Consider the following 19,902-nt stretch of genomic DNA (forward strand, 5'->3'; position numbering starts at 1 on the left):
CTCGCCGGGTGGAGGAACCCGCCGGGGTGCTGGATGATCGTGTTCGACGACCCCGGCCCCGGGCCGGTCCCGACCCGTTCGGTGGAGGATCCGCGACATGAGCAACCTCGACCTCAAGCCCGCGCCGACCCGCTGCGGCGGCGAGGCCGGCGCCGGCCCGGTGAAGGAACTGCTGACCGGCCGTCAGGTGCCCCTCGGCGAGAGCACGGTGGTGCGCCGCCTGCTGCCCAACCTCGGCCGCCGGATGGTCGGCGCCTGGTGCTTCGTCGACCACTACGGCCCGGACGACATCGCCGACGAACCCGGAATGCAGGTCCCGCCTCACCCGCACATGGGCCTGCAGACCGTGAGCTGGCTCCACCAGGGCGAGGTCCTGCACCGCGACAGCCTCGGCAGCCTGCAGACCGTCCGCCCCTACGAGCTGGGCCTGATGACCTCCGGCCGGGCGATCTCGCACTCCGAGGAGTCCCCGCGCCCCCACGCCCGCTACCTCCACGGCGCCCAGCTCTGGGTGGCCCTCCCGGACGCCCACCGGCACACCGACCCGGCCTTCGAGCACCACGCCGACCTGCCCGTCGTCACCGCCCCCGGCCTGCGCGCCACCGTCATCCTCGGCACCCTCGACTCGGCCGCCTCTCCGGGTACCACCTACACCCCCTTGGTCGGCGCGGACCTCGCCCTCACAGCGGGCGCCGACCTCAAGCTCCCCCTCGAACCCGGCTTCGAGTACGCCGTCCTCTCGATGACCGGCAGCGTCCACGTCGACGGCGTCCCCGTCGAGCCGGGCTCCATGCTCTACCTCGGCACCGACCGCCGTGAACTCCCCCTCCTCGCCCGGACCGACGCCGCCGTCCTTCTCCTCGGCGGCGAGCCCTTCGAGGAGCACCTCGTCATGTGGTGGAACTTCATCGGCCGTACGGGCGAGGAGATCTCCCAGGCCCGCACCGACTGGGAACAGGGCACCCGCTTCGGCGAAGTCCGCGGCTACGCCGGCGCCCGCCTCCGCGCCCCGGAGATGCCGCCGACCCCGCTGAAGGCGCGCGGACGGGTGCGCTGACCTGTGCAGATGCCCTCGAAGTCATGCCTGCATGCTCCGCTGCTCACCGGGCTGCTGGGGAGTCTGGGAGCCTTGCTGGAGGACGCACGCTCCTAGGTTTCGACGCCTGACGGAGGTGAGGTCCTCGCTCCTCCTGATTCTCAGGTCTGGGTGTCTGTAGCAGGCTTCAGTCGACTCGATGCTGACCTTTTGCTGACCTTCCTGATGGAAGGTCAGTTAGCGTGATCAGGCGAAGGCCCCTTGAGCGGTCGAGCCCGAGCGCCGCATCGAAGGTCCTTGCCGCTCGTTGGCGGCCTGCCGGTCTGGGTGGTTCTGGACGGCGGCGCGTCTGCGTTCCGTCGTCAGGCCCGCTTAGGTCGGCGCCAGACGGGGGCCGTTCTTGCGATTCGTGAACGAGTAGCCGCGAACGCGCGTCGACGAGCACTGGAGCTGTGGGCTGATCCGGTTGATCGGCCATCGCTGGGGCGGACCCTGCTGGAACGCACATCCGAGCGGGGCTATCTATGGCCTGCTCTTTCTGCTCGCGACAACAACAGCCCCGGCGCGCCGGTCACCACGAGCGGCTCGGTTGCGGACAACACCTGGCACCACGTGGTCCTCCCCGCAGCCAGGGACAACACGGTGCTCTTCCTGGACGGCGTGAAGGTGGGTACCACTGCAGGGGACATCGACCACCTGAGCATGGACCGCGCCTACCTCGGCGGCGGCTACACCGGCAACTGGCAGGGCAACTGGCCCGGCAGTAACGGGGGCTGGTCATGGGTCAACGGCCAGCTCGACGAGGTCGCGGTCTACGACTACCCGCTCACCGGCCAGACCGTCGCCGACCACTACGCCCTGCGCAACGGCAGCTCGCAACTAACCAAGACGGTACTGCCGACCGGACGCAACAGCGCCCCGGGTCGCCTACGACCAGAACACGGAGCGGGTCACCACGGTGACGGACTCCGCCGGCAGCGACTGGAAGATCTCCGAACCGACCTTCACCGGGGGCTCGTTCCTCTACAGCGAGGCGGGCACCGGGCCGCCGGCACCTACCACGACATCCTCCACGTCATGTCGGCCTCGTACAACAGTGTCGACCTGCTGGCCATGGTGCTGCTCGTCCCGAATGTGACTCCCACGGCCACCTCTGGTCCTCAGCCGGATCAGAGCGGACCCGACAAGGCTCCCAGCTGCCTGGACCGTCGCCCGGCAGGTGCTGTTAGCGACAACGGTGGCAAGGGTGGCTGGATCGACTACTGGGACACAGAGGATGTAGTCGACCCAGGTGCGGCGCCGGGTGCAGCGGTCACGAAGCGTCCGACGGGGGCCCATGCATGCCTGGCGGGGGCTCCAAAGGGAAGTCGCGGAATACATGCGACTGGCAATATCACCAGTTGGAGGGAAGCTCAGAGCATTGCTGTGGCGGGTGGATTCCCGCTCGCAGGTAATGAACAGCTTCCGGGAGTTCGAGAGGCATGTCGGAGACGTCATGCGGGAAGGCCAGATCGTTGACTACACAGTCATCCCGCTGTACCAGACTCCTGCCAGTACCATCCCGTTCGGGTTCTCCTTGATGGCCTACAGCCAGTCTTCGAAGGGGATCCCTGACATGATGGAGTACACCTACGTGGACAACGCTCGACTTAACGGTAGAAATCAGGCAATCCCCCTAGGGAATTGACCGTATCCAAGCAGTGGACAGAAGATGAGTGTGGAACTGGACCGTCTTGCCCAATTCTTCGGCGAGCCCTCGCAGCAGCCGACGGCTACGCCGTGGGAGCGTTCCCTCGCGGAAGTCGGCTTCGCTTTCCCTGCGGACTATCGGGAGTTCGTAGACCAGTATGGGAGTGTGCGGATCAACGGCGAGCTGTCTGTGCCGGTTCCAACCCTGCGCTCCTACGACGGTGGGCCGATCGTCGGCTTCCCCGGATTCTTGCGCCTGACGACTGACGGGGTCGCTGCCGATTTGGCTGGTGACCCGGACTGCCCCTACCTCGTCCACCCTGAGCCCGGCGGCCTCATCGCATGGGGCTCCAACCTCAACGCCGACCAGTTCTTCTGGCTTACCGAGGGCGGAGACCCGGATTCGTGGCCCGTGGTCGCGTTCTATCGGAGCCCCGAGGAGTGGGATCGGTTCGATGGTGGGTTTGCGGCCTTCCTGCTCGCCGTCGTCGAGGGCACGTACGCGTATGCCGATGAGGTGGCGCCCGCCAACCCCGACGAGCCGCTGTGTCGATACCAGGGTGACTGGACTTGGGTGGAATAGCTGGGCTGCCGGGGTACTGAGACGCTCCACCACTAATTCTCCAGTGAGAGTTCTCCATGTGCCCTGGTCAACTGCCTGGGGACGGTGAGTAGAGCGAGGCTGGGGCTTGGGTGGGGCGGGTTTGACGTGACTGTCCCACCCACGGGTGGCCGCGACGCATGTAGTAACAAAGCCGGGCGTGCGCTAGGTGGCGGCGCTTCCGCTGCGACCAAGTCACAGCACGGCTTCCGTTCGGAGAACGGGTGCGGGGTCCAGTTGCCAGCAGGCGGCGAATCTCAGCTGGCGTGAGGTCCACGCCACTGCGGGACGCCGGGGCGCTGCTCTTGGACCGCCCGTCCCGGTCGCCGTGAGTGCGTGCGTGACCTGCGGTCTTTCGCCGGTCGCCTCGAAGGGGGCGTGGGGCGGCACTGTCACGTTCGAACGGGCGTCTGCGAGAATCGGCCGGTCGGTGGCCGGAGACGAGGAGGCTCGCGTGGGCGGGGACGAGGTGCGGTCGCGGATTCCGCAGCTGCGGTTGGACGAGCTGCTGGAGGAACTGCAGGCCCGGATCGACTCCGCTCGCGGCACCCGGGACCGGGTGCACAGCCTGCTGGAGGCGGTGCTGTCGGTGGGCCGGGAGCTGGATCTGACGCAAGTGCTGCGGCGGATCGTGGAGGCGGCCGCAGTGTTGGTGGACGCCCGGTATGCGGCGCTGGGCGTGATCGGTCCGGACGGCGAGTCGCTGTCGCAGTTCCTGACCGTGGGCCTGGGCGAGGAGGAGATGGCCCGGATCGGGCCTTACCCGACCGGCAAGGGAATCCTCGGCGAGCTGATCCGCCATCCCGAGGCGTTGCGGCTGGAGGACCTGTCCACGCATCCGGCCTCGTACGGCTGCCCGGCACACCACCCGGTGATGCGGACCTTCCTCGGTGTACCGGTGCGGGTGCGGGAGGAGGTGTTCGGCAATCTCTACCTGACCGACAAGCGCAACGGGGAGCAGTTCGACGCCGACGACGAGTCGGTGATCGCCACGTTGGCGGTGGCGGCCGGGGTGGCGATCGACAACGCGCGGCTGTTCGAGGAGGCGCAGAGCCAGCAGCGGTGGCTGAGCGCGAGCGCGGAGATCACCCGGGGCCTGCTGTCGGGGGCCACCCGCGGCGAGGTGATGGAGCTCATCGCGCGGCGGGCGCTGGAGATCACCGGTGCCGAACTGGTCGACCTGTCCGTGCGCGAGGACGACGGCGACGGGCTGCGCGTCGAATTGGCCATGGGCGGCGACCCGTCCGCCCGGTCCGGGATCCACCTGCCGCTGACCGGCACGCTCTCCGGGGAGGCGTTCTGCCTCGGGTCCCCGGTGACGACCCTGGACCTGGCGCAGGACCCTCGGCTGACCGGCGAGCCGCGCCGGTTCTCCGGCCAGGGGCCGGCGGTAGCCGTGCCGCTCGGCCGGGCGGACGGACAGGCCGACGGGGTGCTGCTGCTGGCCCGGCCGACCGGGGAGCGGGCGTTCACCGAGCGCGAGATCGGCCCGCTGCTCGGATTCGCCGATCAGGCCGCGCTGGCACTGGAGCTGGCGGACCGGCGCCGGGACGCCGAACAACTGGCGATGCTGGAAGACCGCGATCGGATCGCCCGTGATCTGCACGACCTGGCCATCCAGAGGCTGTTCGCGACCGGTATGACGTTGCAGAGCGCGGCGCGGTTCATCGAACACTCCGGGGCCTCGGACCGGGTATTGCGGGCGGTCGGGGATCTGGACGAGACGATCAAGATCATCCGTTCGACGATCTTCGGCCTGCGGGCGCGCGAGGACTCGGTGGCCCACGGGTTGCGGTCCCGGGTGGTGCGGGTGGTCGAAGAGGCACAGGCGGCCCTGGGATTCGCACCACGACTGAGCATGGAGGGCCTGCTCGACACGGACGTTCCGGGACAGGTGGCCGATCACGTGGTGGCGGTGCTGGGCGAGGCGCTGAGCAACGCGGCCCGGCATGCGAAGGCAGGCCGGGTCGAGGTCGCGTTGCGGGCCACCGGAGCCAGGGTGCTGCTGACCGTGCAGGACGACGGCGTCGGCATCCCGGAGCAGGGGCGGCGCAGTGGGCTGCGCAACCTGGCTGAGCGCGCTGAGAGCCTGGGCGGCGCGCTGGAGGTGTCCAGTCCGCCGGAGGGCGGAGCGCGGCTCGTCTGGGCGGTGCCCCTGGAGGTCTGATCGCACGGGGGCGTGGAAGGTGCGCGCCGCTGTCAGGGCTGCGGGGCAAGGGCGGCGGGCAGGAGACAGCCGGTCACCCACTCGGGGCTGATCCGGATGGTCACCCGACCGTCGAGCGCCGGCGCGATGGGATCGGCCGCGGAGCCTTCCGCGCCGGCCTCGGCGGTGCCGAGCACCGTGACGCTCCAGCCGCTGCCGTCGGCCGCGCTGATCTCGTCGGCCTGGAAGGCGACGAGTGCCCCCGCGACCGCGCGCAGGAATTCGGAACCGGCGGTGGCCCGCAGCAGTACGCTGCCGTCGTCGTCGAGGCGGTAGCGGGTCGGCAGGACAGCCGGCAGGGCGCCCACGGTGTAGACGACACGCCCGACCGGTGCTCCGGCCAGCAGGCGCAGACAGTGCCGCTCCTCGAGCGGCGCGATGTCAGGTGTCATGGCATCGATGGTCGTCCCCGGCCGACATGGGTGGGATAGGCCGTTGGTCCCCCGGCCGGTGGCCGGGTGGTCCGACTGCCGGTGACAGGTGTCAGTGGACGCGCCGGCCGGACGCCTGGTCGTGGGCGGCCAGGGCCTGGGTGGCGATGACGGCGGCCTGGACGCGGCGCTCCACGCCGAGCTTGGCCAGCAGCCGGGAGATGTGGTTCTTGACGGTCTTCTCGGCGAGGTAGAGGCGCTGGCCGATCTGGCGGTTGGTCAGGCCTTCGCCGACCAGCGCGAGGATCTCGCGCTCCCGGTCCGTGAGCTGCGGAAGGTCGGAGGCTTGCGGGGCGGTGTCGCCGCGAAGGCGGGCCATCAGACGCGTGGTGGCGCCGGGATCGAGCATGGACTGCCCGGCGGCGACCGTGCGCACCGCGGAGACCAGGTCCGTGCCACTGATCTGCTTCAACACGTACCCAGAGGCGCCGGCCATGATCGAGTCGAGCAGCGCCTCCTCGTCGTCGAAGGAGGTGAGGATGAGGCAGGCCAGCTCGGGCATGCGCGAGCGCAGCTCGCGGCAGACGGTCACGCCGTCGCCGTCCGGAAGCCGCATGTCGAGGATCGCCACGTCGGGACGGAGCGCCGGGACCCGCGCGAGTGCCTGCTCGACCGTTGCGGCCTCGCCGATGACGGTCAGGTCGGGTTCGGCGTCCAGCAGGTCGTGCACGCCGCGGCGGACCACCTCGTGGTCGTCGAGCAGGAACACCTTCACCGCGTCGGGTCCGCTCGCCCGGTCCGCCGTGCTGTCCGCCATCAACTTCTCCGTACCCGCCTGGACCCGCCACCGGAGCGGGGCGAGTGGGACCGTCGGGCAGTCTGACGCCCGATCCGGCTCGTGCGCCAGGGCCGGACGGCCCCCATTCTCCATGCTCCAGCTCATGGACGGACGGAACCGGCCACGGGAGCCGCGGCGAGGGTCGCGCCGTGCGACTGCGACCGGGGCGGCTCAGCGCGGAATCCGTGGGGTGGGGCAGCCGGCCGGTCCGGGGCGGCGCAGCAGAGCCGCAGGCAGGCCGCGGCGCCACGGGCGGACGGGCCCGAGCGTCCTCGGCCGGGTCGGTGCCCGGGCAGGGTGAGGGAAGCTCGGGGCTCAGGGAGCCAGGTCCCGGCGCAGCAGGAGCGGAAGCGCGGCGGCGATCCCGGCGAACCCGACGGCTACCAGGACGGCGAACGGGCCCCACGTGATCGTTCCGTGGGCGAGCGCGTCGCCCGGCGTGTAGTAGTGGAACGGGCTGAGGTAGCGCAGCGGCGCGGCCGGGTGCCAGGCCATGGCGATGAAGTTGACGGCGAAGCCGACGGCGCCGAACGCGATGGTGGCACCGATCACCTGGGCCCGGTGGCGAGCCGCGGCCGAGACGGCCAGAGCCGGACCCGACAGGCAGAGCGTGAACGCGCAGCCTGCGAGGCCGGCCGCGACTACCCCGCGCAGGGCGACCGCGTGGTGAAGGGCGGGGGAGAGTGCCACTCCGCCGGCGACCGCCAGCGTGGCAGCGCCGTTGAGCGCCAGTACGGCCGCGAGCACGGCGGCGCCCCGTTCGGCGAGCAGCCTCGGGCGGGAGACCGGGCGGACCATCAGCAGCTCGATGGTGCCGGCCTCGACGTCGGTTGCGACGGCAGCCGCTGCGAGCGAGCCGATCGCCGTCAACTGCATGGCGATCCAGAACGGGTGCACCAGGCCGGCCCCCAGCAGGCCGGGGTAGCTGGCGATGGAGACGTCCCCGGTCGATCCGGAGAAGGCCTTGAGCGCGTCCGGGGCGACCGAGCCGGTTCCGCCGAAGAGCTGGGCGGGCGGCACCGCCCGGATGACGGCCACGATCAGCGCCTCGAAGACGACCATGCCGGAGGCCAGCAGCGCCAGCATCCGGCGGCGCCGGTGCAGAGCCAGCCAGAACAAGGGAAACCGGGCTCTCATGACCGTACCTCCACTGCTTCGGCGTCCTGCCGGTACAGGTCGAGGAACGCCTCGTCCAGTCCGGCCTCCTCCACCGACAGGTCCTTCACCGGCAGCGCGGCCAGCAGCTCGCGCACTCCCGCGACCAGCTCCGCCGGCGGGACGAGCAGGTGGAGCTCGTCGCCGTGCCAGCGCGGCGCCCAGCGCTCCGCCGGCCCCAGGGCCCGGGCCCCGAGGCCGTCGGCCAGGACCAGCCGCACCCGCCGGGCGCGCTCCTGCCGCAGGGTGGACACGGTCCGCACCGCAACCAGCCGCCCCGCCCGCACGAGCGCCACCCGGCCGCAGGCCCGTTGCACCTCGGGCAGCACGTGGCTCGACAGCAGGACCGTGCGGCCCGCGTGTGCCGCCTCCGCCAGTAGCGCGAAGAAGACCTCCTGGACCAACGGATCGAGACCCTCGGTGGGCTCGTCGAGGACCACCAGCTCGGGATCGTGCTGCAGCGCCTGCACCAGGCCGAGTTTCTGCTTCATCCCCCGCGAGTACTCCCGCACCGGCCGGGCCAGATCGGCGGCCGTCAGCCCGAGCCGCTCGCACAGCTGCGCGCGCCGGGGCGTCGCGGCGCCCTGCAGGTCACCGAGCAGCTGCAGCGTCTGAGCGCCCGTGAGCTCCGGGTACAGGCGAAGTTCTCCCGGCAGGTAGCCCAGCTGCGGGGCCAGGCGCGGACGGTCGGCGAGCGGGTCCAGGCCCAGAAGCCGGATCCGTCCGGCGCTGGGCCGCAGCAGGCCCACCAGGCAGCGGATGGTGGTGGTCTTCCCGGCGCCGTTGGGGCCCAGGAACCCGAAGACCTCGCCCCGCCGCACGGTCAGGTCGAGGTGGTCCACCCCCGCCTTGCGACCGTAGTACTTGGTCAGTCCGGCCAGTTCTATGGCCGGCGCCTCACGCTCCATCGCGGCTCCCTCGGTCATGGCCGCCTCTGCGGCGGCGTCGGCTCGCGTCCCCACTGCACCGCACCGAGCAGGGGGGTGACAGGGGCTTGTCGGCCCTGTTCGGCAGGCCTCTCGGCCCCCGAATCGGCGGTCGGGCGGCACCGGGGCTGAAGGTCCCGGCACGGCGGCCCCCTCGGCCCTTCGCCAGCGCGCACCGGTCAGTCGACGGCGAAGGCGACCCCGGGGAGAAGCAGACACTTCCCACGATCCGCAAGGCCGTGGACCGCGAGCTCTCGCTTCCCGAGGTCGCCGCGGCGCACGCCGAATCACTGGCAGTGCAGATCCGCGTCCTGGGCCTTCACCCAGCCCGGCGGAGGCCGGCATCGTCCATGACCCCGGCCCCTCTCGTGGTCCCGTGCGCGCGCCTGCGCGAGGTCAGTCGTTGGGAACGCCGCGGATGACTTCGCGCAGGACCCAGCTCGAATCCGTCCGACCTTCAGGTGTTCGCCCGTAAGGTGCGTAGCTGTCGGGATGGTGTCCGGCGTTCACCAGTCGCGCAACCAGCGTCTCCAGACTGCAGTGCTCGGTGTCGCCTAGAGCACGCAGCAGCGTGAGTGTGGGTCTCCCGTCGAACACCGTGGTGTCCGTCGCGGCTCGTGTCCCCAGGGTCCTGGCGGCTTCGGCAGCCCCGTGCCGGTGCAGTGCGTCCAGCAGCTGCGCCACCGCGCTCGGATCGGTCAGGTCGGTGAGGTGGGCGGCTCGTGCTCCCAGGGTCCTGGCGGCTTCGTCCGCCCCGGCTCGGTGCAGCGCGTCCAGCAGATCGGCCACCGCGCGCGGATCGGTCACGTCGGCGTGGCCGGCTGGATCGAGGGCCAGCAATGCCTGGACAGCCTCGTCAGCCCCGGCTCGGCAGAGGGCACTCAACAATCTGGCCACCGTGGACGCCTCGGTCGCGTCGGTGTCCGTCGCGGCTCGTGTGCCCAGGGTCCTGGCGGCTTCGGCAGCCCCGTGCCGGTGCAGTGCGTCCAGCAGCTGCGCCACCGCGCTCGGATCGGTCAGGTCGGTGAGGTGGGCGGCTCGTGCTCCCAGGATCCTGGCGGCTTCGTCCGCCCCGGCTCGGTGCAGCGCGTCCAGCAGATCGGCCACCGCGCGCGGGCTGGTCACCTCGGCGTGGCCGGCTGGGTCCAGGGCCAGCAATGCCTGGACAGCCTCGTCAGCCCCGGCCTGATGAAGCGAGTTCAGCAGCTGGGCCACTGCGGACGGCTTGGTCACTCTGGTGTGGTCGGCGGCTCGTGTCCCCAGGGTCCTGGCGGCTTCGTCCGCCCCGGCTTGGTGCAGCGCGTCCAGCAGATCGGCCACCGCGCGCGGATCGGTCAGGTCAGCGTCGCTGACAGCTCGTGCTTCCAGGGTTCTGGCGGCTTCGTCAGCCCTGGCCTCGCGCAGCTCGTTCAGTAGATAGGAAACCCCGGGCAGATCGATCGGGTTGGCGTGACTGGCAGGGTCGAGGGCCAGCAATGTCTGCACGGCCTCCTCGACCCCGGCCTCCTGCAGGTCTTCCAGCAATCGCGCCACCGCATACGGATCGGTCAGGTCGGCATGGCGGGCGGCTCGCACCCCCAAGGTCCCGACGGCTTCGCCGAGCCCGGCCCGGTCAAGGGAGAGCAGCAGAACGCGCACTCCGGACGGATCGGTCAGGTCGGCGTGGTCGGCGGCTCGCACCCCCAGGGTCCTGGCGGCTTCAGTGAGCCTGGCCAGGTGCAGCGCCTTCACCAGCTGTGCCACCGTGCGCGGTTTGGACACGTCGGTGTGGCCGGCGGCCCGTTCCGCCAGGGTCCTGGCGGCTTCCGTCAGCCTGGCCAGGTGCAGTGCGTCCACCAGCTGTGCCACTGTGCGCGGATGGGACACGTCGGTGTGGCTGGCGGCTCGTGTCCCCAGGGTCCTGGCGGCTTCACGGAGCCCGGCCAGCTGCAGCGCGTCCACCAGCTGTGCCACTGCGGACGGATCGGTCAGGTCGTCGTGGCCGGCGGCCCGTACTCCCAAGGTCCTGATGGCTTCGTCAGCCCCGGCCCGGTGCAGCACGTCCACGAGCTGTGCCACCGCAGACAGATCGCCGAGGTCTGCGGAGGTGGCGGGGTCGGTTGCCAAGAGCGCCTCTACAGCCTCGTCGGCGCCGGCCTGGTGCAGCGCGTCCAGGAGATCGGCGACTGCGCGCGGCTTGGTCGGGTCGGCGAAGCGGACGCTCATGGCGCCACCTGTGTGATCGGGATCCAGCTCTCTTCCGAGATTCACCAGGGCCAGTGTGGGGTATCCGGCCCGGATCGCTCGATCCCACAGCCGAACGGAAGTCCGGCGGAACCCTCGATCCCAGGCTGCCTGCGCGAGTCGGACCACGTCATCCCGTTCAAGCGGGTGGACGGTCACGGCTTCCCAGAAGGACGGGTCACCAGGTCGGTCGGCACGGCGATGGAGCGTGTGCTGATGCAGGTAGTCGGCCGGTTCGTAGCGAGCGGGCTCTCCGGCTCGGCTGCGGACGGCGATGAGCGGGGTGATCGTGTTACGGACGTCCGTGCGGGTGCCGTCGGCTCGGACTCCGCAGGCGAGACCGTCGAGGACGACGTGCGCCCAGTCGGAGTCGGCGGCCCGGTGGCGGGCGTCGAGGGCGCCGTCGGCGGCGTGGGCAAGGAGGCCGGCGGTCAGCGGGGCCCGGTGGCCGAGCCGGCGTGCGTCGAGCGCAGCGGTGAGGAGCGCGTGCTCCTGGTGGGTGTAGTGGGTACCAGGGCCTGCGGTGTAGGCGCCCACGAGTTCCGGTCCACCGCTGAGGTGCTGGACGACGCGCCCGTCGGAGGCTCCGGCGTTCAGAGCTTCCCGGAGCCGCGGATCGGATCGCCTGGAGCCGAGGCCCGTCCAGGCCCGAAGGTCGGCCTCGGACAGGCAGTGGGGGACGCTGATTCGAGTGGCGAGGGCTGGATGCGTGAGCAAGGCCTTCGCGGCTGCGTACGGCGCCCCCGGATGGTCGGAGGTGAGTTCGTTCCAGTACGGCTCACGCCAGAGGGTCGCAACGGCGATGATTCCGGAGCTTCGCTGAAGCAGAGCGTGGAGCTGTTCGGCTGCGGCCTTGCCGTCGGTGTCGTACAGGAAACGGTGAGCCTCGTTGAGCCACAGGACTGTGCCCGGCCGAACGCGGCCGGCCACGAGCATGTCCAGCAGGTCGGCAGCGCCGGCCGGGCGGAGCAACGGGTGATGGGGGGCAAGGGTGATCAGGGCCTCGTACAGGGCTCGGGTCTTGCCAGTGGAGGACTCGCCGACGAGGACGACCAGACGGGACGGCCCGCCGGCGAGCGCCGGGCGAAGCGCGTCGCGCAGCTCGTGGTCGTGGTCGCGCAGCAGGTAGGGCGTCAGCCATGCCGAGGGGGTGGTTGCCTTGTCGGGGTGGGCGGCAGTGTGGACCTCCAGGGCGGCGGGCCCGAGGATGGTCACGGTGCCATCCGGGGGGTCGCTGTCGGTGCCCGCCTCCAGCAACAGCCGCTTGACGGTGGTGTAGCTGCGGTGCGTGGCCGAGTCGGGCTGGACGACGGTGAAGTGGGTACCGGGCAGAACTGCGGCGTCGGGGAAGACCGTCTGCGCGGATGCTCGGGGGACGACGCCGTCCTCCTCGCCGGCGAAGACCGAGAAGGGGATCGGGCAGGTGTAGTCGGACGGCTCGGTCGCGTTGACGACGCTCTTCAAGACCCTGCTCAGCGTGTCGCTGATCTGCTCGTTCAGCGGACGCAGCTGCTTCTCCTGAGGATTTCCGCGCAGCAGCGCCCGGCGGGCCTCCAGACCCAGCACGGAGCCGGCGCTTGGGGTGGCCAGCAGCACGACTCGCTTGATGCGGTCCAGCTGGCGACCGTGGCCGTCGGCGAGCATCCGCACCAGATGGCGCTGGATCACCAGTCCGCCCATGCTGTGGCCCAACAGCACCAACCGCTCGAACCGTTCGGCGTCCGTCCGCAGGAACTCCTTCAGGCTGTCCGCCACCGTGTCCAGCGACGGGATCGCCCGCGTGGGGTTCAACGGCTTCCAGAGCTTGGTTCGGTACCCGAAGCGCAACACCTGCGCTCCGGCCAGATCCGCGTCCTCGCCGATCAGACCGCTGAAGCGGTCCCACACCTCCGGGCCCGACATGAAGCCGTGCACCATCACCACACCCAGCACCGCGGGCACCCCCTTCGGCCAGCTCCCCGAACTTCCCAGGCCGCCAGACTACTCACCGAGCCGCCAACCGGATCGGGTGAATCAGAAGGCGATGCTCGCGGGTCGGGGCCTGCGTAAGGGTCTGCGCAAAGCTGGACAGATCCTTGCGTAGCTGGCCCCGGCTTTCCACGAAGGCGACTTGGATCCGACTGCGGTGAAGAAGACCGCCGCCAAGCTCGCCGACGGCCGCGAGATCCTCTGCTTCGACGCGGACCACACCACCATCGGGGACGTGACGGACCCGCGCTCGCTCGAACCTGCCATGGCCCTGTTCGAGGTCCCGTGCGCCCCGAGACCGGCGACCGGGTCACCATCGCCGCCCACCTCCACGGCCGCTACCCGGACGGCCCTGCCCACAATGCCGCGTCAGTCAGCTGCTGAGCCGGCTCGACGGACGCAGAGACGTCGATGGCGCGGGTCAGGCCGCCCGGTGCCGGCTCGCGGCGGCAAGGGGCTTGAGCCCCTCCACACTGCTCGGGTGGGTCGGCGCCCACCCGAGTTCGGTCTTGGCCTTGGCGTTGGCCAGCCGCAGGTTGGTGGACATGATGGTGTGGGCCAGCGGTGCCGGGCGCAGCAGCCACAGGGGGACGGTCATCGGCGCGGGGGCGCCGAAGGCGTCGGCGACCGCGCGGACGTGGCTGCCGAAGCCGAGCGGGGTGTCGTCGGCGATGTTGTAGGCCTGGCCGGCGCGGCCGCCTTCGAGCGCGGCGGCGACGGCGCGGGCCGCGTCGTCGACGTCCACCCAGGACAGGGCGCGGCCGTGGTCCGCGACGACGGGCAGGGCTCGCTTGCGCAGCATCGGCAGCACGGTGCTCTCGGTGACGCCGGTGCCGTAGAACAGGCCGAAGCGCAGGCTGATCGCCTCCAGGCCGTCCGCGGTGAAGGCCAACTCCTCCTTGACGCGCATCGCACCGACGTGCCGCTCCAGCCAGGGGTTGCCCTGGGCGGGGCCGAAGGGGGCGCCGTCCTCGGTGAGTTCGCCGGCTCCGTGGTCGCCGTAGCCGTATCCGAACATCATCGACTCGACCACGATGCGGTGCGCTCCGGTCTCCCGGGCGGCGGCGATCAGGTTCGCGGTGCCGTCGGTGCGCAGCAGGTTGGTGGCGGCCATGTCCTGGTGGCGCATCATCGACCTGCCCTGCAGCGCGGTGGCCGCGTGCACGACCGCGTCGAAGGAGAGTCCGTCCACCGCGCGCAGCACGGCCTCGCGGTCCAGCAGGTCCGCCCGGACGCTGTTTCCCTCGCCGCGGCCGAGTCCGGCGACCTCGTGGCCCGCCGCGCGCAGCTCGCGGACGACCTTCCGGCCCAGCACACCGCTCGCGCCCGCCATCAGTACCTTCATGACCGTCCCGCTTCCCTGTCGTCGTCGTGTTCGGCTCCGTGTGTCGGAGTCGCCCATGGGACAGTCGGGCGGCGGTGAACGTGACAGCGGTGCAAGTGATCTGGATCACTGCGGGTGGTGTGTCGTCTCATCAGGTCGGCGCCGCCTCGGCGTGGTGGCGAGGCGCCGATGGGCGGTGCCCGGGTGGGGCCGGCTGCGCCAGCCCGCCCGGCCAGGCCGTGCGACAGGCGGAGAAGTGCTGAGCCTCCTCGGTCTCGAAGCCCTTGGCGTGAGCTACGCCCGCTGGCGTGCGTAGGGCGAAGCCGGCTCGTGGGCCGTTCCGCTCAGCTGCCACGCCCGGTCCGCGCCGCTGAGGACGTCGCCGATCTGATCAAGGCGCTGCGACGGAAGACCGAGCCGCGTCCCCAGCGCCGCGAGCCCGGCTGTACGGCCTGGACCCGCACCCGCCCAGGCGCGAGCAGGTGCGCGAGGTGATCCGCTCCAAGCGCGACCACGGTCCGAAACCCTTGGACGGCGCGGGGGTCGGCTTGCTGGAATGGGCGACGGCCTCAGTCGGAGTCGAAGGGATGCGGTGATGACCGAGATCAGGCTGCACCTGTCGGTGCGCGGCCTCACCGAGGAGGACCTGCCGTTCTGCGGCTGGGCAGGCTCACCCAAGCACGTGCGCGAGCTCGTCCACCAGATCCGCCGCGCCGAGGCGGGCGAGATCGACTACCTGGCGGTCTGCACGCCGGTCGGGCGACCGGTGGCGGTCGGCGGCATCGACTACACGGTCAAGGCCGGCGCCGGCACGCTCTGGCAACTCGCCGTCCACCCGGCCCTGCAGTCCTGCGGGATCGGCACGCTGCTGATCCGCTCGGCCGAGCAGCGGATCAGCGCCCGGGGCCTGACCCGCGCCGAACTCGGCGTCGAGGAGAGCAACCCGCGTGCCCGTGCCCTCTACGAACGCCTGGGCTACCGGGCCTTCAGCCGCGAGCTCGACTCCTGGGACGTGGAGGGGGAGGACGGCTCGCTCCAGCGGTACGAGACGATGTGCACGCTGATGCGCAAGGAGCTGGTGTGACGCTGGACTTCGCGGCGTTCCGACCCGGCACCTTCGCGGCGTTCCGACCCGGCAGGGAACGGCGAGGTAGCGCACGCCGGCCGCCTCGTCGGCGCACAGGAGTTCCCTGGTCCACGGGACCTGCGGGGGAAGTTCCCGAACCCGTGGCGCCCCGGGGGCCGTAGAGCTCCGACGGGACGGAGTGACCCCTGGTGAGGGCTTGGTGGCCGAGGCGGTCTTCGGGGCCTGTCCGTCTGCGCGCCGTGGCCGATCTCGGCGCCGGCGCCGACGGGACCCTCTCCCGCGATCTCCAGTCGGCAGGTGATGGCGCCCGGGAGTGCGGCCCGATCAAGGGCGGCCGAACGCCCAGCCGGCCAGGACGAGGGTCACCAGCAGCACCACGGCGCCGGCCGGCATCGGGAGGCGGGGGGACCCCGGGCGCGATCGGCTTGCCGCCGCGAGCAGAACGACGCCCGCCGGTACCAGCATGAACATACCGAAGAGGAGCCCGACGGCCGATCCCGCCAGCACCCCGCAGCCGACGATCCGACAAGCCGTTCGGAAGTTGTCCGCATCGCGTGCGAAGAGGGGTGCGGGTGTCGCCAGTGAACCGAGCACCAGCGGACCGTCGATGAAGGTTCCGCCGCCGACGGCCACCCACGCCAGCGTCGGTGCCGCGCACAGCGTCGCCAGCACCACCAGGATCCGCGCCGCCCGCGGTACCGGCCCACCCAAGTCCGCAGTACTCACTCCGCCCCCAATATTGAACACGTTCAAAGTGTCGGGGCGTCACGATAGCAGGTCGGTTGCGGGACGCGTAGGCGAGGCGGGCGGTGGCGCCTGGCGCGGCGGGTGCACCGGCCGGGGTCAGCCCTCGACGGTGACGGCCAACGTCCTAAGCTGGCCATTGAGTTGGTCCCACGGGCCGGTGACCAGGAGGAGGCCGGCGGCGACCAGGAGGCCGCCGATCCGGGTCCCCCGGACGTCGTGCCGCTTGAGCCGGGCGAACGCGCCGAGGGCGCGTCGGAAGGCCAGGGCGGCGAGGACGAACGGGAGTCCCAGGCCGAGGCAGTAGGCGGTCATCAGCAGGGCGCCGCGCACGCCCCGCCGGCGCGGGACGACGGCCGCCCGACCGGACGGCACGGCGCCGCCGGCCCCGGCGGCGGTCACGCCGGCTGGACGAGGCGGCTCTCGTAGGCGAAGACCACGGCCTCGACCGGGGCGGGGCCGCCGACCCGCTGGCCGGACGGTCCCACCTCGCCGGCCCTCGACCGGCCGGCCCTCGCGCTCACCCACCGCTCTACCTGCCGCCCGTGCCCTCGATCGTCGGTTCCCTGGGCCGCACCGAGAGCCCGCGCGTCGTCGCCGCAGCCACGCTGGCCTTCCTGGACGTGGTGCTGCGCGGCAAGCCCGGCGACCTGGTCGGCGTCCTGCCGGCCTACGGAGACCTCAGCGTCCACCCGGGGCGCGCCTGAGACACCGGGGCCCCGCTGACGGCCGGTGGGGCGGGAGGCCGGTGTCCGGGCCGTGCCGGTCGGCGGTCCGGCGTGGCGAGCGGGTCACGCCGGACCGTCCTCCCTCTTCCAGGCGCCGACGCCGAGGCGTCCGGTGGTGCCGAGGTCGAGGTCCGGGGAGACCGTCACGGGGGCCGCGCCCGGGAAGGCCCGGACCCGTACGTAGGGGACGTTCATCGGGGTGCCGTCCTGTGCGGTGTTGCGCCACACCAGAGTGGCGCGGGCGCCCTGGCCCGGTTGCAGCGCGATCTCCTGCGGCGGGTCGTCCGCGCCGGTGCCGGTGGCGATCTCGGCGCCGCCCGGCAGGATGCGCACTCCGGTGACCGGCCGGTGCTCCAGGTCGAGCAGTTCCGGCTTCGGATAGCCGTTGACGGTCACCGTGGTGCTGCCGCAGTTGCGCAGGTGGAGGCCGACCACGCGCAGGCCCATGGCGGCGTCGCCTTCGTCGGCGTACAGGCGAAGCCCTGACGGCGGGCACGGGCCGGCGGGCTGCGGGGCCTCGGCGCTGGGGACCCGGCGGACCTTGATGATCTTCACCCGAGGGGTGGCGCCGGGCTGTGCGGTCCCGCGCCCACCCAGGTCGACCCGTGCCTGCACGGTGGCGCCCGGAGCGACCGCCGGTACGGTCCGCGTCACGTTGTCCAGTGCGCCGCCGTCCGCCGAGAGCCGGCTGAACACCACCGTGACGTCGGACGGTTCGGTGCCCGGATTGGTCACCTCGTACTCCGCGCACACCGGGCCGGCGGCGGTGATCCGCACCCCGCTCTGCGCGGCGGGTGCCGCCGACCCCGGCGGCGCGCCGCACGGCCCGGCGCTCCCGGAAGCCCCCGAGGCCGCGGTCGTCGCCGCCACGGACCCGCAGCCCGCGACCAGGGCGGCGGTGACCACGGCCGCCGCTGCGGTCGCCGCCATAGCCGCCATGGGCCGTCGGGTCGTCAGCATGCCGGTGGGAACTGGGAATCGACGCATCCGTCGATGCGATCACGCTCCGCGCCGAACGGCTGTGAGAGGCGCCACTTCCCGTGCAACAGTCCTGCAACGCACGGCTCACCGCGCTCGCGACCATCCTGATCGCGCGAGGGGCGGCGCGCAGATGGCATGAGGTGGGTGGTGCGAGCGCGGTCGACCGCGGGGGCCGGTGGTGCCGGTGCGGGTGGGAGTGCGGGTGTGGGGGCCGCCCCGGGCGCGGGGATGCGCGGGGTGGGGATCAGAGGCTGCGGGCGGTGATGTCACCGTGGGAGGTGGTGGCGCGGATGTCGAGTTCGGCGCTGCCGTTGTTCTTGAGGGCGTTGCTGATGCGGCCGTAGCCGGTGCCGGCGTCCAGGGTGGCCGAGACGCCGGCGGCGGCGCCGACGGTGATGTCGCCGGACCGGGTGCTGAGGACGACCGTGCCGCGGAGGGCCTCGGTGATCCGGATGTCGCCCCGCTGGGTGCTGATCTCGGCGGGGCCGTTGAGCCGGCCGATCTCGACGTCGCCGTCGGTCGCGGTGAGGCGGACGCTCGCGGCCTCGTCGATCTTGATCTGGCGGTACGCGCCGTCGAAGGCCACGTCGCCGAGGCGGCCGACGCCGCGGAGCTCGGAGGCGGCGGTCCTGGCCTCGACGCGGGAGCCGACGGGCAGCTTGACGGTGACCTCCACGGAGCCGGAGGGGCCGAACAACTGGTTCCTGGATCCGGAGGCGTGGATCCGCAGGACGCCGTCGGCGTGGACGACGGTGGTCTGCTCGGCCGCCTGGACGTCGCGCCGCTTGGCGGGGTTGACCGGCCGGACCTCGACGGCGGTGTCGGTGCGGTCGGCGGCGATCAGCTGGATGCGCCCGGCGGGGATGTCCAGGACGACCGCGATCGGTGCGGGGGTGTCGAACTTCTGCATCATGCCCTCCTGGGCTCGCTCTTTCTGACACCAGAAACGCTACGTTGCTTTCCATTGAGTGGCAACCATCCCGTTGCGTGAAATCGGCATAACTGCAGGTAGTGGGTTCGAAATCGTTGCAACGGTTGCGAAGGTAACGCAATGGCGGCCGCGTCGGTCATTGCAATGGGTGAGAAGTGAACGCTATGCTGGGCCGGCAGGGCCCACCATGGACGACCCACCGAGGAGATCGCGATGCCGGGAGGCAGGCTCACCCAGCAGGAACGCCAGCAGATCGCGCTGGGGCTGGCCGACAGCCTCCCCTACGCCGAGATCGCGCGCCGCCTCGAACGTCCGACCTCGACGATCACGCGTGAGGTGATGCGCAACGGCGGTCCCACCGCCTACCGCGCCGACCTGGCCCACCGGGCCACCGAACGCCGCGCCCACCGGCGCAAGCCCGCCTCCTCCCGCGGGCCGGAGGCCGTCCCCCAGCTGAACGGACGCGACGCCGACGCCGTGCGCGACTTCGAGGAGATGCTCACCACCGTCCTCATGCAGTCGGGCCTGCCCAAGATGACGGCGCGGGTGATGGCGAGCCTCTACGCCACCGACGCGGGCAGCCTCACCGCGTCCGAGCTCGCCCAGCGCCTCCAGGTCAGTCCGGCGTCCATCTCCAAGGCGATCACGTTCCTGGAGAGCCTGGACCTCGTCCGCCGGGAACGCGACGAGCGCCGCCGCGAGCGCTACATCGTCGACGACGACCTCTGGTACCAGTCGATGATCCGCAGCGCCCGGGACAACGCCAAGTTCGTCGAGGCCGCACGTCAGGGCGTCACCATCCTCGGCCCCGGCACCCCGGCCGCCACCCGTCTGGAGAACGTCGCCCGCTTCCTCGACTTCGTCTCCGAGGGCATCATGCGCGCTGCGGAGCAGGCCCGCGAAGTCCTCTACACCCGGGCCGAACCCCCCGCGGCCCCGGCCGCCGAACCGACCCCGGACCGCGGCTAGGCGGCGCCGGGGCGCCGTCGGCGGGGCGGCCGGATGCCGCGCGATCCGGTGATCCCTCTCGACCGCCGTGACGCCGCCCGGCGTTGCCGTTCGGCCCGGGGCGCTCGGCCGGGGCGGGCGGCCGG

16 protein-coding genes and 3 pseudogenes are annotated in these 19,902 nt (G+C 71.7%); 8 read left to right on the forward strand and 11 right to left on the reverse strand.

Annotated features, from left to right (window positions below):
• Positions 1-97: 97 nt before the first annotated feature.
• From MCM47_RS12940 to MCM47_RS12955, 4 genes are all read left to right on the forward strand, one after another.
• Positions 98-1,057: a pirin family protein gene (locus MCM47_RS12940; protein ID WP_238861703.1), complete on the forward strand. Its 960-nt coding sequence runs from the start codon at positions 98-100 to the stop codon at positions 1,055-1,057.
• A 276-nt stretch (positions 1,058-1,333) separates the two neighbouring features.
• Entirely contained in the window at positions 1,334-2,554 is a 1,221-nt protein-coding gene (locus MCM47_RS12945; RefSeq protein WP_238861704.1) for a LamG domain-containing protein, read from the forward strand.
• A gap of 193 nt (positions 2,555-2,747) precedes the next feature.
• A complete protein-coding gene (locus MCM47_RS12950) occupies positions 2,748-3,308 on the forward strand; it encodes a hypothetical protein (protein WP_238861705.1) in 561 nt (186 codons plus the stop codon).
• Positions 3,309-3,780: 472 nt separating this feature from the next.
• Positions 3,781-5,493: a GAF domain-containing protein gene (locus MCM47_RS12955; RefSeq protein WP_238861706.1), complete on the forward strand. Its 1,713-nt coding sequence runs from the start codon at positions 3,781-3,783 to the stop codon at positions 5,491-5,493.
• Between the two features lie 32 nt (positions 5,494-5,525).
• On the opposite strand, the gene MCM47_RS12960 is transcribed toward MCM47_RS12955, so the two are convergent.
• The 4 genes from MCM47_RS12960 to MCM47_RS12975 form a co-directional block, all read right to left on the reverse strand.
• On the reverse strand, positions 5,526-5,924 hold the full coding sequence (locus tag MCM47_RS12960; protein ID WP_238861707.1) for a pyridoxamine 5'-phosphate oxidase family protein: 399 nt from the start codon (positions 5,922-5,924) through the stop codon (positions 5,526-5,528).
• 91 nt (positions 5,925-6,015) lie between these two features.
• Positions 6,016-6,720 carry a response regulator transcription factor gene (locus MCM47_RS12965; protein WP_238861708.1) on the reverse strand — a complete coding sequence of 235 codons (705 nt, stop codon included), beginning with the start codon at positions 6,718-6,720 and terminating at the stop codon, positions 6,016-6,018.
• Positions 6,721-7,056: 336 nt separating this feature from the next.
• Positions 7,057-7,878, reverse strand: coding sequence for an ABC transporter permease subunit (locus MCM47_RS12970; protein ID WP_238861709.1), 822 nt, complete (start codon positions 7,876-7,878; stop codon positions 7,057-7,059).
• Complete coding sequence (locus MCM47_RS12975; RefSeq protein WP_238861710.1) at positions 7,875-8,822, reverse strand: ABC transporter ATP-binding protein; 948 nt, start codon at positions 8,820-8,822, stop codon at positions 7,875-7,877. The genes MCM47_RS12970 and MCM47_RS12975 overlap by 4 nt, the downstream gene beginning before the upstream one ends.
• 218 nt (positions 8,823-9,040) lie before the next feature.
• Between MCM47_RS12975 and MCM47_RS12980 the strand changes: the two are divergent.
• Positions 9,041-9,146, forward strand: a pseudogene (locus tag MCM47_RS12980) (MerR family transcriptional regulator); the annotation flags it as partial.
• A gap of 72 nt (positions 9,147-9,218) precedes the next feature.
• Here the strand turns inward: MCM47_RS12980 and MCM47_RS12985 are convergent.
• A complete protein-coding gene (locus tag MCM47_RS12985) occupies positions 9,219-12,977 on the reverse strand; it encodes an alpha/beta fold hydrolase (protein WP_238861711.1) in 3,759 nt (1,252 codons plus the stop codon).
• A gap of 457 nt (positions 12,978-13,434) precedes the next feature.
• Entirely contained in the window at positions 13,435-14,358 is a 924-nt protein-coding gene (locus MCM47_RS12990) for an NAD(P)-dependent oxidoreductase (protein WP_238861712.1), read from the reverse strand.
• Between the two features lie 574 nt (positions 14,359-14,932).
• Between MCM47_RS12990 and MCM47_RS12995 the strand changes: the two genes are divergently transcribed.
• Positions 14,933-15,421 (forward strand): GNAT family N-acetyltransferase, encoded by a 489-nt coding sequence (locus MCM47_RS12995; protein WP_238861713.1) that lies wholly within the window; start codon positions 14,933-14,935, stop codon positions 15,419-15,421.
• A gap of 327 nt (positions 15,422-15,748) precedes the next feature.
• On the opposite strand, the gene MCM47_RS13000 is transcribed toward MCM47_RS12995, so the two are convergent.
• From MCM47_RS13000 to MCM47_RS41665, 3 genes and pseudogenes are all read right to left on the reverse strand, one after another.
• Positions 15,749-16,096: a hypothetical protein gene (locus MCM47_RS13000; RefSeq protein WP_238861714.1), complete on the reverse strand. Its 348-nt coding sequence runs from the start codon at positions 16,094-16,096 to the stop codon at positions 15,749-15,751.
• A gap of 171 nt (positions 16,097-16,267) precedes the next feature.
• Positions 16,268-16,498: pseudogene (locus MCM47_RS13005) on the reverse strand (cytochrome c biogenesis protein CcdA); the annotation flags it as partial.
• 68 nt (positions 16,499-16,566) lie between these two features.
• Positions 16,567-16,692 carry a hypothetical protein gene (locus MCM47_RS41665; protein ID WP_255752134.1) on the reverse strand — a complete coding sequence of 42 codons (126 nt, stop codon included), beginning with the start codon at positions 16,690-16,692 and terminating at the stop codon, positions 16,567-16,569.
• A 3-nt stretch (positions 16,693-16,695) separates the two neighbouring features.
• Here MCM47_RS41665 and MCM47_RS13010 point away from each other — a divergent pair.
• Positions 16,696-16,875, forward strand: a pseudogene (locus MCM47_RS13010) (hypothetical protein); the annotation flags it as partial.
• An 84-nt stretch (positions 16,876-16,959) separates the two neighbouring features.
• On the opposite strand, the gene MCM47_RS13015 reads toward MCM47_RS13010, so the two are convergent.
• Entirely contained in the window at positions 16,960-17,826 is an 867-nt protein-coding gene (locus tag MCM47_RS13015) for a DUF4232 domain-containing protein (protein WP_238861715.1), read from the reverse strand.
• Positions 17,827-18,121: 295 nt separating this feature from the next.
• Positions 18,122-18,787, reverse strand: coding sequence for a DUF4097 family beta strand repeat-containing protein (locus MCM47_RS13020; RefSeq protein ID WP_238862129.1), 666 nt, complete (start codon positions 18,785-18,787; stop codon positions 18,122-18,124).
• Positions 18,788-19,021: 234 nt separating this feature from the next.
• Here MCM47_RS13020 and MCM47_RS44000 point away from each other — a divergent pair, with 234 nt between their 5' ends.
• Positions 19,022-19,777, forward strand: a complete 756-nt coding sequence (locus MCM47_RS44000; RefSeq protein WP_374209122.1) for a helix-turn-helix domain-containing protein — start codon at positions 19,022-19,024, stop codon at positions 19,775-19,777.
• Positions 19,778-19,902: the final 125 nt, after the last annotated feature.

The sequence above is a fragment of the Kitasatospora sp. A2-31 genome (assembly GCF_022288725.1).
In the GTDB taxonomy this organism is placed as follows: Bacteria; Actinomycetota; Actinomycetes; order Streptomycetales; family Streptomycetaceae; genus Kitasatospora.

Excerpts from the sequence above, each read along its gene's own strand:
- MCM47_RS12995 (WP_238861713.1), top strand. The coding sequence starts at position 14,933 with ATGACCGAGATCAGGCTGCACCTGTCGGTGCGCGGCCTCACCGAGGAG.
- MCM47_RS12940 (WP_238861703.1), top strand. The coding sequence starts at position 98 with ATGAGCAACCTCGACCTCAAGCCCGCGCCGACCCGCTGCGGCGGCGAG.
- MCM47_RS12990 (WP_238861712.1), bottom strand. The coding sequence starts at position 14,358 with ATGAAGGTACTGATGGCGGGCGCGAGCGGTGTGCTGGGCCGGAAGGTC.
- MCM47_RS12975 (WP_238861710.1), bottom strand. The coding sequence starts at position 8,822 with ATGACCGAGGGAGCCGCGATGGAGCGTGAGGCGCCGGCCATAGAACTG.
- MCM47_RS12970 (WP_238861709.1), bottom strand. The coding sequence starts at position 7,878 with ATGAGAGCCCGGTTTCCCTTGTTCTGGCTGGCTCTGCACCGGCGCCGC.
- MCM47_RS12965 (WP_238861708.1), bottom strand. The coding sequence starts at position 6,720 with ATGGCGGACAGCACGGCGGACCGGGCGAGCGGACCCGACGCGGTGAAG.
- MCM47_RS12950 (WP_238861705.1), top strand. The coding sequence starts at position 2,748 with ATGAGTGTGGAACTGGACCGTCTTGCCCAATTCTTCGGCGAGCCCTCG.
- MCM47_RS12960 (WP_238861707.1), bottom strand. The coding sequence starts at position 5,924 with ATGACACCTGACATCGCGCCGCTCGAGGAGCGGCACTGTCTGCGCCTG.
- MCM47_RS44000 (WP_374209122.1), top strand. The coding sequence starts at position 19,022 with ATGCCGGGAGGCAGGCTCACCCAGCAGGAACGCCAGCAGATCGCGCTG.
- MCM47_RS13020 (WP_238862129.1), bottom strand. The coding sequence starts at position 18,787 with ATGCAGAAGTTCGACACCCCCGCACCGATCGCGGTCGTCCTGGACATC.
- MCM47_RS13015 (WP_238861715.1), bottom strand. The coding sequence starts at position 17,826 with ATGGCGGCGACCGCAGCGGCGGCCGTGGTCACCGCCGCCCTGGTCGCG.